Here is a 15,674-nt window from a genome sequence, read left to right on the forward strand (position 1 = left end):
GGGCAGGCTGCCGGCCTGCGCTCAGCCATCCCCATCATCAGGGGCACGTACCGGCACGGGTGTCCGCTGCAATCCACGCCGGATCGTGAGCACGACTGGCGCGGCAGCATGGCTGCCGCACGCCAAACTGCGCGCCACGGGTAATGGTGGTCGGCAACGGTATCGACAATGAAACATGATCCCACTGGACGCAGAGCTGCGGGGTAACCACTGCGACCTACACGTGATCGTGAGCACGGCTGGCGCGGCAGCATGGCTGCCGCACGCCAAACCCTGCGACATGTGCATGACGAGAGGGTAAGGCAATTCATCCAGCACGTGCTGGCACAGCTGGAGCAGCACACTGCCACCGGGCCAGTCACCTACAACAGCACCCATGGCGATCATACCCGCTGATACGCACGTGGTTGACTCCAGTTGTGGGTAATGCATAGACCTCTGGCCGGGCGTCGGTAGAGCACGGTCATCGCCAGCAGGATCACCGCTCCACCACGCGCCTGCACGTGAGCATGAACGGCAAGGCAGCGTGACTTCCGCATTCCACGACGTGCGCATCAAGCAACCCGGCCTGGAACCAGGACCCACGCCGGTGTGTGTCCCACGGCGTGTGCAACAGCAACACTGATACTGCGCACCCACGTTCAGGAGCGATATCGGCGTGATCGGTGGATAGCGTGCTATGATCACTGTAATGCGCTGAAGCGAAACCACACGGCGCACGTCATCCACCGGGAACAATCACCCAGCGGGATGCAAACCATCGTCACACCCTCGTTCGCCAGATAATTCCCGGGCGAACGTTCGCTTTTTCCTCTTGACAAGTCATCAGGTGGGGTGTATGATAAAGGCGAACGTTCTCCTAGGAAACTTGTGATGCCTATGACAGCCTCGAAAGTCACGCTCAAAGATGTAGCGGCGCGCGCCGGTGTCAGTTATCAAACCGTGTCTAAGGTGCTGAACGGCGATATGCAGGTCGCGCCCGAAACGATGGAGCGGATTCAAGCGGCAGTCCAGGAATTAGGCTATCGGCCAAACCGCATTGCGCGCAACATGCGCGCCGGGCGTAGCTTTATGATTGGGTATTCGTGGACGCAAACTGAACCCGGTCAAGTCAACCACATTCTTGACCAGTTTCTGAGCAGTATGGTGCGCGAAGCGAGTGCGGTTGGCTATTACGTTTTGCCATTTCCATTTTCCGAAGGTACATCACAGATTGACTCGTATCGCGATTTGATCCGAAGCGGCAATGTAGACGGATTTGTTCTTTCGAGTGTAAATTATCACGATCCGCGTATTCAATATTTACTGAAACAAAAATTTCCCTTCGTCGCCTTCGGTCGCTCTAACCCGGATTGGGATTTTGCCTGGGTAGATATTGACGGCGCTGCCGGGACACGACAGGCTATCGAGTATCTGATCGGGCGTGGTCATCGCCGAATTGCCATCCTGGCCTGGCCGGAAGACTCACGGGTCGGTAATGACCGGTTGCAGGGATACCTTGACGCCATGCATACCGCAGATATTGATATCGAACCAGGCTATCTGTTACGGGGGGAAGGAACGTTCGAGGTTGGACGGGCAATGACCCTGCATCTGCTAGAGTTGCCACCCGAACGACGACCAACGGCAATTATGGCGCTTAACGACACGATGGCAATTGGGGCGATGGCCGCAGCCCGTGAATGCGGTCTGGAGATTGGCACCGACCTGGCGATTATCGGTTTTGACGATGCACCTATGGCGCAATATCTGTTTCCTCCACTCACCAGTGTGCGTCAGCCGATTGCCGAGGCCGGTCATAAATGCGTTGAGCTGCTGGTATCACTAGTAGAAGGACGCCCAATTGAGCAACATCACATCTTACTATCACCATCCCTGATCATCCGCGCTTCTGCCTGACAACAATCGATAATGTTCGTTCCTGATCATCGGCTGGCGATGATCGGGCAGTGGGTTATTGTGCTACGCGAGGAGGGTAAAAAATGGTCTGAAATCGCATCATTTTTCACAATCTAATCAGTGATGAATTCTTTATTCATTGGTGAAAGGAGTACGTATGCATCGTCTGATCAAATTCCTCATCATTCTGACCGTGCTGGCATTGGGGTTGAGTGCCTGTGGTCAGACCACTACCCAGCAACCAACACCGGAACCGCAAACCGTCCGCGAGACGGTGACAGTGCGTGAGACGGTGACAGTGCGCGAAACGGTCGTTGTCCCGGCAGAAAAGACGGTCGTGCGTGTGTCGGGGTGGGCTTCCAGCCCGGCTGAAACTGCCCAGCTTGAGTCGCTGCTCTATCGCTTCTCGGTTGAAAATCCAGATATCCTTGTGAAGTACGAGCCAATCACCGGCGATTACAAGCAGGTGTTGCTGACCTCGATAGCTTCCGGTACTGAACCAGACATCTTCTATGTCGATATCTTCTGGTGGCTGGAGCTGGCAGCAAACAATGCGCTCTTACCGCTTGATGACTTGATGGCAAGTAGTGGTGTCTCACGCAACGATTTCATCCCATCGCTGATCGATGCGTTCACCTACGAGGGAAAGACCTACGGCATTCCAAAGGACTTCAACACCCTCGGTATGTTCTACAACAAGGACCTCTTCGACAAAGCCGGTCTTGCCTATCCGACCGATGACTGGACATGGGATGATCTGCGTGAGGCAGCGGCAGCACTCACCGATTTGAGTGATCCGAACCGTCCGATTTATGGCTTCTGCACGCCACCCGATCCAGGTCGGTTCCCGGTCTTCGTCTTCCAGAACGGTGGCATGGTAATGAACAGTGACTACAGCGACACCATGCTCGACAGCGAGGTAGCGGTGAAGGCAGCCGAATTCTACACCTCGTTCCGCACGCAGAACATTGGTGCGCTACCCTCGGATCTGGGTGAAGGCTGGCAGGGTACACTCTTCGGTAAGGGTCAGTGCGCTATGGTCTACGAAGGTGGCTGGCTGATCCCGTACCTGCGCGATCAGTTCCCCAACACCAAGTATGGCGTGGTCATGCCACCCGCCGGCCCTGGTGGTGAAGGCAACCTGATCTTCACCGTCGCCTGGGGTGTCTCGGCCAACACCAAGAACCCGGATGCAGCCTGGAAGGTGGTGAACTTCCTGACCAGCGAGGCCAGCCAGAAGACGGTGCTCGAAAGCGGGTTTGCGCTGCCGTCACGGCAATCGTTGCAGAATAGCGACTACCTGAAGAACAATCCCAACTCGGCTGCGATCTTCAATGGTTCGTTCTTCGGTGCACGACCCTTCTTCTGGGGTGCGGTTGGTTCAGATGTGAACGACCAGATGTCGAAGGCGCTGGAGCGCATCTTCAAGGAAAATCAGCCCGTTCCAGACGCGATGAAACAGGCGGCGGACTCGATCCGGAAGGCACTGCGCTAATCGTGACGCGCAGCGACCGGTGAGACCGGTCGCTGCGCCCCACCTGACGACGGGAGGATACTATGCGAGCGAGAATCGACCGCCGCAAGATTGTGGAAGCCCTAAACGGATACCTCTTCATTTCGCCCTGGTTGATCATTTTCGTCATCTTCAGTCTCATCTCTCTCAGTTATGCGGTCTACCTCTCGTTCACCGAATACAATCTGCTCCGACCGCCGCGCTGGTGGGGGATAGAGGGCTACCAGCGGGTACTGGAAGATGAACTTTTTCTATCCAAAGCATTGCCCAACACTTTCAAATACGTGCTAATTGTGGTGCCGATCCAGACCTTTCTCAGCCTAGTGCTAGCCTTTGCGATGGATCAAAACCTTCGCTTCCAGCGCTTCTTTCGCACCATTTTTTATCTGCCATCAGTCACTTCGTCAGTAGTCATTTCGCTCATCTTCATCTGGATTTTTGCGCCGCAGGGTATCTTTAATCAAATCACCGGCCTGACGGTCAACTGGCTTGACGATCCGCGTACCGCGTTTTACGTGATTATGGGCATGAATATCTTTACCACTAGCGGTACCTTAATGCTGATCTTTTTGGCCGGTCTACAGGATATTCCGCTGGCAGTCTACGAGGCAGCCGAGATTGATGGTGCCAATGGGTTGCAGAAGTTTTTCTACATCACGATCCCGATGTTGCGTCCGGTGATCTTCTTCGTGGTGACGGTTGGGGTTATCGGTTGCTTCCAGGTCTTCGACCAGATTTATGTTATGACCGCCGGTGGGCCACTGGATAGCACCACCACCATTACCTACCTGATCTACAAGTGGGCATTCCGCGACACGCGCATCCAGATGGGGCAAGCCTCGGCGCTAGCAGTGATTTTGACCCTGATTATCCTGGCCGTCACGATCTTGCAGCGACGGGTGATCGAGGGCAGCGGCAGCGGTGCTGAACGTTAGAAAGGTGAGAGCGATGGCAGTAACCACCCGTTCCCAACCCCAGGCATACGAGCAGACCATCTTCTTTGACCGGCTGCGCAAGTATCTCTTCTTCGCGATGCTGGCCTTTTGGGCTGCGCTCTCTATCGCACCGCTCTACTTCACGCTGGTCTTCTCGTTTAAGCCGGTCGCTAATGCCTATACGCCACCCATCTGGTTGCCGATACCGTTTACGCTGGAAAACTATCAGACTATTCTCGGCACCTTTGAGCTCTTCCCGCGCTGGGTGTGGAATAGCCTCTTCATCTCGGTCATCGTCACGTTCTTCCGGGTGCTCTTCTGTGCGATGGCCGGTTACGCCTTTGCCCGCATTGAGTTCCCGCTCAAGAACGTCTGGTTCAATCTGCTCTTGATTTCGATGATGATGCCCGGCGTGGTCACCCTCATTCCATCCTTCCTGATCATCGGGCCGGGCCTGATCCGTGGTGGTCTGGAGCTGAGCGATCTCCGTATTCCCACCGGCTTCGGTCTGATCGATAATCCGTGGGGTGTGATCCTACCCGGCGTTGCCGATGCGTTTGGGGTCTTCATGATGACCCAGTTCTACAAATCTTTCCCTAAAGAGCTGGAAGAAGCCGCGATGATGGACGGGTCGGGACGCTGGGGAACATTCTTCCGCATCGTATTGCCCATCAGCCAGACTCAGTTGATTACACTCGCACTGTTGACATTTCAGGGAGCGTGGAATAACTTCATGTGGCCGCTACTGGTCTTGCGCTCGCCAGAGCAATTCACTCTGCCGATTGGCTTGCAGTGGTTCCGCGGCGAATATTACACGCTCTACTCGGTCATTCTGGCCGGCTCAATTTTCAACACACTGCCGATCCTGATCATCTTCTTCGTCTTCCAACAATATTTTGTGCGCAGTATCGCTGCCACCGGTTCAAAGGAGGGTTAATCGTCCGCAATCGTCGTTTGGTCACGTCGTACCAACGGGCAGCGCCGGGATGCGCTTGTTTCGCGGAGCTGCCCGCCTTCTTTTCGCAGTTTATATCACACGAGAACGGGTATGTGGATACTTGCTGAACCATCATTCGAGCCAACCAAACAACATCACAAAGAGACCATCTTTACCATCGGGAACGGTTATCTTTCGACCCGAGGTGCCTTTGAAGAGGGCTATCCTAACGACCGTCGCGCCACTTTCATCCACGGGGTCTTTGATGATGCGCCGATAGTCGTTACTGAACTCGCCAATGCCCCCGACTGGCTGGCTACCCAGATTGTGCTTGACGGCGAGAAGTTCTCGCTGGCTAGCGGTACCGTTCTGGCCTATCGGCGCGAACTTGACTTACGGACGGGGGTGCTGCGCCGTGAAGTGCGCTGGCAATCGCCCCAGGGTCGCGTGGCCACCATCATCTTTACCCGCTTTGCCTCACTGGCCGACCAGCACCTGCTGGCATTGCGCTGCGAGATCATTCCTGAATTTGACGGGCAGGTTGAGCTGCGGAGCGCAATCAACGGTCAAACCGACAACGAAGGGTTGCTGCACTGGCGACCAATTGCCCAGGGTCAGCTCACCGATGGCACCGTCTTCTTACGCACGCGCACCCGCAAGAGCGGGATTGAGCTGGCGCTGACCATGCGCGTAAGCGGTTCTGACACTGCTACCACTACCTTCTGGGATGTGGAGAATGTACCAACCCTGCAACAGGTCTATCAGGCACAGGCCGGTGTCCCCATCGTAGTGACGAAGCTTGTCGGTGTTGCCACGTCGCGCGACGATGCCAACCCCCTGGAGCTGGCGCATCGACACCTTCAGGCCGCAACTGGCTGGGACGAGGCGCTGGCGGCACAGCAGCAGGTCTGGGCCGAAGAATGGGAGCGCTGCAATGTGGAAATCGAGGGCGATGAAGAGGCCGATCTGGCCGTGCGTTTCAGCATATTCCAGCTCCTGATTGCAGCGCCACGTCACGACCCACGGGTCAATATCGGCGCCAAAACCCTCTCTGGGTTTGGTTATCGTGGTCATGCCTTCTGGGATACCGAAATCTTCATGCTCCCGCTCTTCATCTACACTGCACCAGACATTGCCCGTAATTTGCTGGACTATCGTTATCTGACACTACCGGCTGCCCGCGCTAAAGCCCGCGCTGCCGGCTACGAGGGTGCCTGGTACGCCTGGGAGAGTGCCGACAGCGGCGAAGAGGTAACACCAACCTGGGTACCAGATTTTCACGACAAGAAGAAACTGGCCCGCGTATGGACTGGCGATCTGGCGATTCACATCTCTTCAGACGTTGCCTACGCGATTCAACAATACTGGCAGGCCACCGGAGACGATGCGTGGTACATCGAGCGCGGTGCCGAAATCGTTCTCGACACGGCCAAATTCTGCGCTGCTCGTGCTGAATGGCTGAACGACCGCGGCTGCTATGGCTACACCGATGTGATCGGCCCTGACGAATATCACGATCACGTCAACAACAACGCCTATACGAACCTGCTGGCGCAATGGAACCTGCGCACTGCCCTGGAGACACTGGCCTGGCTTGACCAACACGCACCGCAGAAGGTTGCCGATCTACGCCAGCGCCTCGATCTTACGCCTGAACGTTTACAGCACTGGCAAACGGTAGCCGAGAAGATGTGTGTAAACGTTTCACCCGACGGCTTGATTGAGCAATTCGACGGTTTCTTCAAGCTCAAGGATGTTAATCTGGCCGACTACGAACCACGCACCAAATCAATGCACGAAATCTTCGGCATTGAGGGTGCCAACGAATATCAGGCCATCAAGCAACCGGATGTGCTGATGTTGCAATACCTGCTGCGCGAACACTACAGCGATAGCCAGATTCGGGTCAACTACGATTACTACACACCGCGCACCGATCATACCTACGGTTCATCGCTTGGTCCACCAATCCAGGCCATTGTTGCCTGCCAGATGGGTGATGTTGCCGAAGCCTACGAACACTTCATCCGGGCCGCACGCGCCGATCTGCGTGATGTCCGTGGCAACGCGGGCGACGGTATCCACGCCGCATCAGCGGGCGGTACCTGGCAAGCGGTGGTCTTTGGTTTTGGCGGCTTGCGAGTGCATCCAGACGGGAGCTGGAATGTTCGACCACGACTTCCTCAGCACTGGCAGCGCCTGACCTTCCGCTTTACCCTGCGGGGCAAAACATATACCGTAACCTGCTATCCCGACGGTCGTTACACCGCTGCATAACCAACAGCAGAAGTGCAATTGTGGGGATTGCTCTTCTGCTTGTTCATAATTATTTCACAAATGTGAACTAAGGAATAGTTTTATGATAATTCAAGGGTTCATCTTCGATCTCGATGGTGTACTCACCGATACCGCTGAATACCATTATCGGGCTTGGAAGCGCCTGGCCGACGAACTCGGCATACCGTTCACTCGCGAGGAGAACGAAGCGCTGCGTGGCATCCCCCGTCGCGAGTCGCTGCTCCTTCTGCTCAAGGGGCGCACTTACCCAGAAGCAGTACTCAGCGAACTTATGGATCGCAAGAACGGCTACTATCTTGAGTTTATTCGCGAACTATCACCACGCGATGTATTACCAGGCGCACGCGAACTACTGCAAGAGATTCGGGCTGCCGGGTTGAAGACAGCACTCGGCTCGGCGAGCAAAAATGCGCGTGAGGTGATAGAGCGGCTGGGCATCGCCGGATTGTTCGATGCCGTTGCCGATGGATATAGTGTCACCCGTCAGAAACCAGCTCCCGATCTCTTCCTTCATGCCGCAGCATTACTCAACCTGCCACCATTTGCGTGTGTGGTTGTTGAAGATGCTGAGGCCGGCGTAGAAGCTGCCCTGGCCGGAGGATTTTACGTGGTCGGAATTGGGCCACAGGAACGGGTAGGGTGCGCACACGTCGTGCTTCCGAGTCTGGCGGAGGCACGGTTGGGTGATCTGCGTCAGCGACTACTGCACTATACAGCGGCCTGAGTTCTGGTCTCAAACACCTGTTTAGCACACACCGGCTCCACAGAGGATGTTGTGCTTTGAAGCCTGTTTCCAGCCTGCCAGACCTGGTGGGCTGGAATCCTTTCTGATAGCGTGTAAGTCCTTTCGGGGCCAGACAGAAGTACGTTCAGCGACCACACGCCATCATCAGGACAACCTCATACCAAATCTTGCGCAACAATGTGCATCGTTCAGGTGTGCCACCGGCGAGTCGGTGGGTTGTCGTCAGCGTGGCAGGAGGGGCACGGCATGCCGTGGCCCTACGATGCCGTCATACCAGCGCTGGCGTCCAGCGGTACATCGTTCAGGTGCAGGATCAGGGTAATCCCTGGTCGGTGTGTCGTGATTTCTACTCTACCAGATTTGATATCACAAGGGCTTTCGCGACGTGAGGCGAGGTTGCAACCCACTGGTTCTGCCACCTGCCGATCCGCGCTCTCCCACCGGCTCGCCGACCGGTAAAGGAAGCCCATTCTCTTCTAAACCCACTTCCTTCAAAAGGTGGAGCTATATTCCCTTGTCGTGGTCTTGCGCAAACGAAACGGATCGGTCACACTGTTCGTATACGAACCATGTAATAATGCTTTTCAGAAGTATCACGTTACGCTGGTGGAGGAATTACAGCCATGTCAGAACCAATCGTTCTCTCAACCGAACAACCACCAACACCCTACCGGCCAAGGGTCTGGCTCGCTGGTGTGGGAGTCTATATCTTCTTAGTGAGCATCGGAATCAGTATCGGTGGCGAGTTCGAGAGCTTTACTGCGGCAAGTTTTAATGTGCTTCCGTTCGCTATCCTGGCAATTCTGGCCTACTTTGCCGGTACATCGTTCAACTGGGCATGGATCGCAACCGGCTTATGGTTGATGATCCTTATCGCTATAACTGCTCTGCTGGCTTTCGGTTTTGGTGCTGTGAACATCATTGGTATACCTCTTGGCGATATCGATCCGGCGAATCCACCAGCGCTGACCCAATCTGCCCTGTTGGGTATCCTGATGCTCATACTGGGTATTTGTGGGGCGATTGGGATCGGATTTCTCACCCTGCTACCACCAGTGCGGCGGAGATTGGCACGCTTCATTCCGATTGAACCAGCATCATTTGTGCATACTATCGCCCTGGCCGCGATTGTCTCCATTACCCTGATGTTGTTTGTCCCTCTCCTGCTCACCGGTGAACCACCCCTTTTGGCTCTGGTGCGCTCTCTCAGCGGCGAGGGACTTAATAATACCAATCCTGACGCCGAATTGCGTAATCAGATTTACGGACTGATCTGGACAATTCCGGCAGCATTTCTTGCGGTTGGCTTCAGTATTCGTCGCGACCTACCCACTACCCTGTCACGCCTTGGTTTGGTAATGCCAACGGCCCGACAGTTTTGGATTGGTATTGGCCTTGGGATTGGACTAGCTAGCGCAATGATATTTCTGATTGATCCATTACAAGAGTGGATTTGGCAGAGTCTTGGCTGGCCGATGACCGACGAAGAAGCCTTCCTTGAACTAATGTCATTTGCGATTAGTCCGATTGGTGCTCTGATTATCGGGATTACTGCCGGGTTAGGCGAAGAGCTGGCAATACGCGGTGTCTTGCAACCACGCCTGGGCATCTTGCTCTCCAATCTCTTCTTCGTCAGCCTGCACGCTTTTCAGTACCACTGGGATGGTCTGCTCGTAGTGTTTGTCATCGGCATGATCTTGGGTTTGATACGCAAATACACAAACACGACGACCGCAGCGCTTGTGCATGGAACTTACAATTTCGTGCTGGTCATGATGGTAGTGCTCACCGAACATCTGTAACAATTAACAACCGGTCTGATAATCGGTACCACCAGCAGCATGTCTCATCGAAACCCTTAATGGCAAGAGCTGGTTCGATAGGCTAGAGTATCAGGTACGTAGCCCAAACTGAAGCTTGGGCTGCATTTACTATTCACGAAGTCAGTAAGCCACGAAGCGTGCTCAACCGACATCTTCAAATTACAACCAGCTCCGCTTGCTACTACGCAAGTTGAGGCCGATTGTGCGGTCGTGCATATCACCACCATCACCGGTGTGTGAGACAGACAGTATCACGTTCCCCTAGGCTTAAACACAAACTACATTATGGTACCTGATACGCACTGACTAGGCGCCCCTGCGCATCAAGCAATTGTGCAATGTCACCGGTGCGCCAGACCGCCTGGCTACGTCCCCAATAGAAATCACCAGTGTTTGGATTGTTGGTACCAGGACCGGTGAAGACGTAAATATCAACTTCTGGTGAAAGAATAAAGGGAGGAAAGACAAAAGTCGGACGTTCAGGACGCGAGATATTGACAATTCGCCAGCCAGCAATACTAATATCGCTATCTTCTTCAGAGTACAGCTTCACAAATTCATCATTCAGCGAAGCGGATGCATTTGGATCATACGGCAAAATCTCGATAGTGATTGCCAGACCGGCAGGTTCGGGGGTGGTGGTTGTCGTCGGAGTTCTAACCGATGTAGGAGTTGGTGTCCTCGGCGAAGCTGTGGCAGTTGCTGTAGGCGTGCCATTTGTCTGACCGGTTGCCGTCGGTGTGTCGATCAACGGCGTAGTTGGTGTAGCAGTTGGCCTGGTTGGTGATGGCACGGATGCCGTAGCCGTCGGTATAGCCGGCAAAGCGGTGGTTGGGCGTACGATAGCGGTTGCAGTTGGGAGAGAGATTGCGGTTGCGGGAAGTGGGACATCGACATAGCAGAGCATACTGGCAAGAAGTTGCTGGTTACTCCGCAGCCTTACCTCTACCGGATAGATACCGAGAGGTTCGTTAACCCGTAGTGGGATACGCCAGTTACCGACAGGATCGCTAAACCCACCACCAACAACTTGCCCGGCAAACAGGACAATCAGGCCTTGCAATGGTGGCGCATTATTACCACTAAGGACAACGGTTTGCTGCCGTGGACACGACAGAGCTGCTGGTTGAGCGTAGAGGCGATAATCGAGAAAATGGATAGAGCTGGCCGCAACCAGTATCGCTACAAGGAGAGTAATTGGGTAGGAACGCTGCTTATGCATGGGGCGTGTTACAATAAATGTGGTGGGCGATAGTGGATTCGAACCACTGACCTCCACGATGTCAACGTGGCGCTCTAACCAACTGAGCTAATCGCCCAACGGTCAATATCGTATCATTGAATGCCTGCTCTGTCAAGCGCACATGAAAGATCTGATAACGCGCCTCGATCCTGAACTACAACATCTGCTGGCTCGTGCTGCCACCCTGGCCGCAGATGTTGACACAACATTATGGCTGGTTGGCGGTGTGGTACGCGATCTCTGGCTTGAGCTGCCGATTGGCCGTGACATTGATCTGGCTGCTGAGGGAGACATCAATCAACTTATTGCTCCTTTAGCGGATGCCTGGGATGGTACTATCACGGCGCGCCACCCGGCGTTTGGGACGGCAACGATCACTGTCGGGCAGTGGGTGATTGATCTGGCACAGACGCGCACCGAACGTTACCCCAAACCCGCAGCACTACCCGAAGTGCAGCCGGCACCCCTAACGCAAGACCTTTACCGACGAGATTTCAGTATCAACGCCATGGCCGTCCAGATCATTGCCGATGGCGATCAGCTCTTACCGTCACCGCTTATTGACCCCCTGGGTGGAGTTGCCGATCTGGCAGCCCGCCGCCTGCGTCTCTTGCACGATCAGAGCTTGCGCGATGATCCAACTCGCCTCTTGCGCGGGGTACGGTTAGCCGCACGCCTGCAACTGACGCCTGATGCTGCGACAGCCGCCCAGATCGCCGACGCACTGGAAGCAGGATACCTGGCCCTGCTCTCGCCTGAACGGATACAGACTGAACTCTGCCTGACCCTGGAGGAACCCGATCCGGCTGCTGTGATTGCGCTGGCCGATGAATGGAGTCTCACCCCTCACGTCATCCCTGGCCTGCACTGGACGCCGGCGCTGGCTGAGCGGCTGAGCCGCTATCGCCAGGACACCAATGGCATAGCCAGGTTGGTAACGGACGGATTGGTTATCGCTGGTCTCGTGCTCTACGACCTGAGCGATGATGAACTGACACACGTTCTACATCGCTACCATCTGCCTGCGCCGGCAAGGAACCTGATCCAGGACCTGATCGCACTACGCCCACACATCGCTACCATTGCTGCCGCTACCAGTCCGAGTGCTATCGATACGTTGCTGCAACCCTATAGCATAGCCGCGCTTGCTGTGCTACACTACGCGACAGAAACTTCAATTCAACAAGTGGTATCACGCTATTTACACGAATGGCGACCATTGCGCCCCCCACTCAACGGCGATGATCTGCGCCATTTAGGGGTACCAACCGGCCCGCAAATTGGGCAACTTCTGCGCCGGCTGCGCACAGCCACACTCGATGGCCTGATCACAGATCGCACAACTGCCGAACAATGGGTTCGCCGGCATCTGGCCGATTCCGGATAGAAAAGAGGAAAAATCTGTGGATGAAATGCTGCAACTCTTGAAAGATCTGACCGACGCTTCCGGCGCTTCTGGGTACGAGGAACCGGTTCGCGAAGTTATGCGGCGGTATCTAGAACCGGTTAGCGAGATTGAGTTCGACCGTCTAGGTGGCATTGTTGCCCGTCGAACCGGGATCAGTGATGGCCCACGGATTGCACTGGCTGCTCATCTCGACGAAATTGGCTTGCTGGTGACCCGGATCACCGATGATGGCTTTCTCAAGTTTCAACCACTTGGGGGCTGGTGGGATCATGTGCTCTTAGGGATGCGGGTGGATGTGATTACCCGCCAGGGAGTCATTCCCGGCATGATCGGCGCTAAGCCACCTCATATCCTCGGCAACGATGAACGGAGTCGGCTCGTTGACAAGAAGGCGATGTACATTGACATTGGCGCTACGTCGCGTGACGAGGCTATCGCGTGGGGGATAAGGCCAGGAGATACCGTAGTGCCATTTGGCCCGCTCACACCAATGCGCAATCCCGATCTGCTGATGGCTAAGGCGTTAGATAATCGCGTTGGTTGTGCGATTGTGGTTGAGACATTACGTCGCTTAGCCACCGAACACCATCCCAACATCGTCTTCGGGATCGGCAATGTCCAGGAAGAGGTAGGGCTGCGCGGCGCGGCAACAACGACCTACATTGTCAAACCTGACATTGGCCTTGCGATTGATACAGCCATTGCCGGTGACACCCCTGGCGTCGGCGCTGACGACGCTATGAGTCGACTCGGTCAGGGGCCGGCAATGCTCTTGATCGATGGCTCACTCATTGCCCACTCGGCCTTGCGCCATCTCGTGATTGATGTTGCGGCCGAGGGGGGGATTCCTCTGCAATTTGATCTGATGCCTGGCGGCGGCACTGATGGTGGCCGGATGCATCTCTTCGGCAGTGGTGTACCTACAGTCGTGCTTGGGCCACCGGTACGCTACATCCACTCGGCTGCGGCTATTGTGCATCGGCGTGATGTAGAACAGACGGTGCAGTTACTCCTGGCCCTGATCCGACGCCTGGATGACAAGACAGTTCAACGATTGCAATACGCGGCGTAAGTAACCATATATGAATAGCGTGATTCGACTCCTTCAGGTCCGTCTACCACTCTGGCTGACAATACCGTTGCTATTTATAACGCTTATCGGCGGTACGAGCAGCGGTATCTGGGTCGGGATATGGTTGAGTTCATCACAAAGCCGGTATACGGCCATCTGTCCCGAAACTGATGCCATCTGCGCCGACTTTGCCGTCTTCTGGGAAGTATGGCAACTGGCGCGTGAACGGTACGTAGATCCGACGGCTGCCGATCCGGAACGGATGCTGGAAGGTGCAATTGACGGAATGGTAGCGACACTCGGCGATGAGGGGCATACGCGCTTTTTGACGGCTGCCGAAGCCGCACTGTGGCAGGAATCGCTGAGTGGCGCATTTGAAGGGATCGGCATTTACGTGGGTGAACGTGATGGGTCATTGCTCGTGCTGGCCCTGATTGAAGGGTCGCCTGCAGCCGCTGCCGGTTTACAACCGGGAGACCGAATTCTGGCTGTTGATGGAGCCTCGGTTGCAGGCTGGTCGATTGATGAACTGGTAGCACGGGTGCGTGGACCGGCAGGCACAGCGGTCACGCTAGAGGTAAGTCGTCGTGATGTTGACACGCTGCGGTTTACGATTACGCGGGCCAGAATTACGGTGCCGAGCGTGAGCTGGGCGCTCCTTCCCGACCGGATTGCTTTGATCCAGATAACGTCGTTTGACGAGCAGGCAGCACGCGGCTTGCGTAACGCACTCACTGAAGCACAAGCCGCCGGCGCCGAGCGGATCATTCTCGATCTCCGCAACAACCCCGGCGGACTGCTGAGCGCCTTACTCACCATTGCCGGTGAATTCTTGCCAGCCGAAACACCGGTGTTAATCGAACGGAGTCGTGATGGTAGTCAGCGAATCAATGCCACGCGCACTGCCGGGATTGCCCAGGATATGCCAATGGTCGTCTTGATCAATGGTGGCTCGGCCAGTGCCGCCGAGATTCTGGCCGGGGCATTGCAAGATGCCGGTCGGGCAATCTTGGTGGGTGAGACAACGGTTGGTACCGGTACGGTGTTGACGCCTTTCCGACTCAAAGATGGTGCCCAACTCTTGCTCGGCACCCAGGAGTGGCGTACACCGGCCGGACGACAGATCCGTGGGGTTGGAATTACGCCTGATCGTGTTGTTCCTCAACCTCTGGAAGCACCTATCCTGTCGCCTTCCAGTATTCGTAGCCTGAGTGCGAACGAACTGGCAACCATCGAGGATACCCAGTTACTGGCAGCGATTGCCGTCTTCAACGAGCGCTGAGCGATCAGAAGCCGAATGAGCGACGGATAGATTGCGCATTCCGCAACGATGCTGTGACAGACCGGATAGCCACCTGACGTTGCCGGTTAGCGGCCAGAAGTACCGCCTCCACCAGGACAGCGCGTTCGCGCTGCATGGTGGGCGGTACGATTGACACTCTCTGATATACGTGATCTATACATTACCCACATGTCACGCTGCGTTATGACAGGCCGCACGCGCTCCCCGTGGCGCGGACTTCCAGCCCGCGTGCAAGCATCCTCGCCACCGCCGTCAGGTGCTGGCCGTGGCCGCTGGTACGCAGGCACAAACCAGGTGCAACAACACCGCTACGCCCAGGTATCGCATGTATGCCCGACTGACTCGATGATTGGCACGAGCACATTCAGCACCCCCGTGACCAGGATGGGGAACGGTATGCCACGCGCCGGATGGTGAGCACGGCTGGCGCGGCAGCATGGCTGCCGCACTCCAAACCTTGCGCCACGCGCATGACGAGCGGGTAAGGCAATCCATTCA

At 55.6% G+C, this 15,674-nt stretch carries 11 protein-coding genes, 1 tRNA gene and 1 pseudogene; 10 read left to right on the forward strand and 3 right to left on the reverse strand.

Annotated features, from left to right (window positions below; translation table 11 throughout):
- Positions 1–879: 879 nt before the first annotated feature.
- The 7 genes from VAE55_RS07810 to VAE55_RS07840 all read left to right on the forward strand — a co-directional run bounded on the left by VAE55_RS07810 (position 880) and on the right by VAE55_RS07840 (position 10,129).
- Positions 880–1,899 (forward strand): LacI family DNA-binding transcriptional regulator, encoded by a 1,020-nt coding sequence (locus VAE55_RS07810; RefSeq protein WP_322815228.1) that lies wholly within the window; start codon positions 880–882, stop codon positions 1,897–1,899.
- Positions 1,900–2,056: 157 nt separating this feature from the next.
- The gene (locus VAE55_RS07815; RefSeq protein ID WP_322815229.1) at positions 2,057–3,394 is read left to right on the forward strand and encodes an ABC transporter substrate-binding protein; all 1,338 of its coding nucleotides are present in this window, start codon (positions 2,057–2,059) and stop codon (positions 3,392–3,394) included.
- Positions 3,395–3,456: 62 nt separating this feature from the next.
- The gene (locus tag VAE55_RS07820; protein WP_322815230.1) at positions 3,457–4,347 is read left to right on the forward strand and encodes a sugar ABC transporter permease; all 891 of its coding nucleotides are present in this window, start codon (positions 3,457–3,459) and stop codon (positions 4,345–4,347) included.
- 13 nt (positions 4,348–4,360) lie between these two features.
- Positions 4,361–5,284, forward strand: a complete 924-nt coding sequence (locus VAE55_RS07825) for a carbohydrate ABC transporter permease (protein WP_322815231.1) — start codon at positions 4,361–4,363, stop codon at positions 5,282–5,284.
- 111 nt (positions 5,285–5,395) lie between these two features.
- The gene (locus tag VAE55_RS07830) at positions 5,396–7,561 is read left to right on the forward strand and encodes a glycoside hydrolase family 65 protein (protein WP_322815232.1); all 2,166 of its coding nucleotides are present in this window, start codon (positions 5,396–5,398) and stop codon (positions 7,559–7,561) included.
- A gap of 82 nt (positions 7,562–7,643) precedes the next feature.
- On the forward strand, positions 7,644–8,306 hold the full coding sequence (gene pgmB / locus VAE55_RS07835; RefSeq protein ID WP_322815233.1) for a beta-phosphoglucomutase: 663 nt from the start codon (positions 7,644–7,646) through the stop codon (positions 8,304–8,306).
- Between the two features lie 644 nt (positions 8,307–8,950).
- On the forward strand, positions 8,951–10,129 hold the full coding sequence (locus VAE55_RS07840) for a CPBP family intramembrane glutamic endopeptidase (protein ID WP_322815234.1): 1,179 nt from the start codon (positions 8,951–8,953) through the stop codon (positions 10,127–10,129).
- A 304-nt stretch (positions 10,130–10,433) separates the two neighbouring features.
- On the opposite strand, the gene VAE55_RS07845 is transcribed toward VAE55_RS07840, so the two are convergent.
- On the reverse strand, positions 10,434–11,372 hold the full coding sequence (locus VAE55_RS07845) for a lamin tail domain-containing protein (RefSeq protein WP_322815235.1): 939 nt from the start codon (positions 11,370–11,372) through the stop codon (positions 10,434–10,436).
- 20 nt (positions 11,373–11,392) lie between these two features.
- Positions 11,393–11,469 (reverse strand) — tRNA-Val (locus VAE55_RS07850).
- A 45-nt stretch (positions 11,470–11,514) separates the two neighbouring features.
- Between VAE55_RS07850 and VAE55_RS07855 the strand changes: the two genes are divergently transcribed.
- From VAE55_RS07855 to VAE55_RS07865, 3 genes are read left to right on the forward strand one after another with little or no spacing between them, the layout of a single operon-like run.
- Positions 11,515–12,780: a CCA tRNA nucleotidyltransferase gene (locus tag VAE55_RS07855; RefSeq protein ID WP_322815236.1), complete on the forward strand. Its 1,266-nt coding sequence runs from the start codon at positions 11,515–11,517 to the stop codon at positions 12,778–12,780.
- 16 nt (positions 12,781–12,796) lie between these two features.
- Entirely contained in the window at positions 12,797–13,873 is a 1,077-nt protein-coding gene (locus VAE55_RS07860; RefSeq protein ID WP_416181177.1) for a M42 family metallopeptidase, read from the forward strand.
- 10 nt (positions 13,874–13,883) lie between these two features.
- Positions 13,884–15,155, forward strand: coding sequence for a S41 family peptidase (locus VAE55_RS07865; protein ID WP_322815237.1), 1,272 nt, complete (start codon positions 13,884–13,886; stop codon positions 15,153–15,155).
- A gap of 329 nt (positions 15,156–15,484) precedes the next feature.
- Here VAE55_RS07865 and VAE55_RS07870 read toward each other — a convergent pair.
- A pseudogene (locus VAE55_RS07870) lies at positions 15,485–15,674 on the reverse strand (hypothetical protein); the annotation flags it as partial.

This window comes from Chloroflexus sp., assembly GCF_034432675.1.
Classification (GTDB): Bacteria; Chloroflexota; Chloroflexia; order Chloroflexales; family Chloroflexaceae; genus Chloroflexus.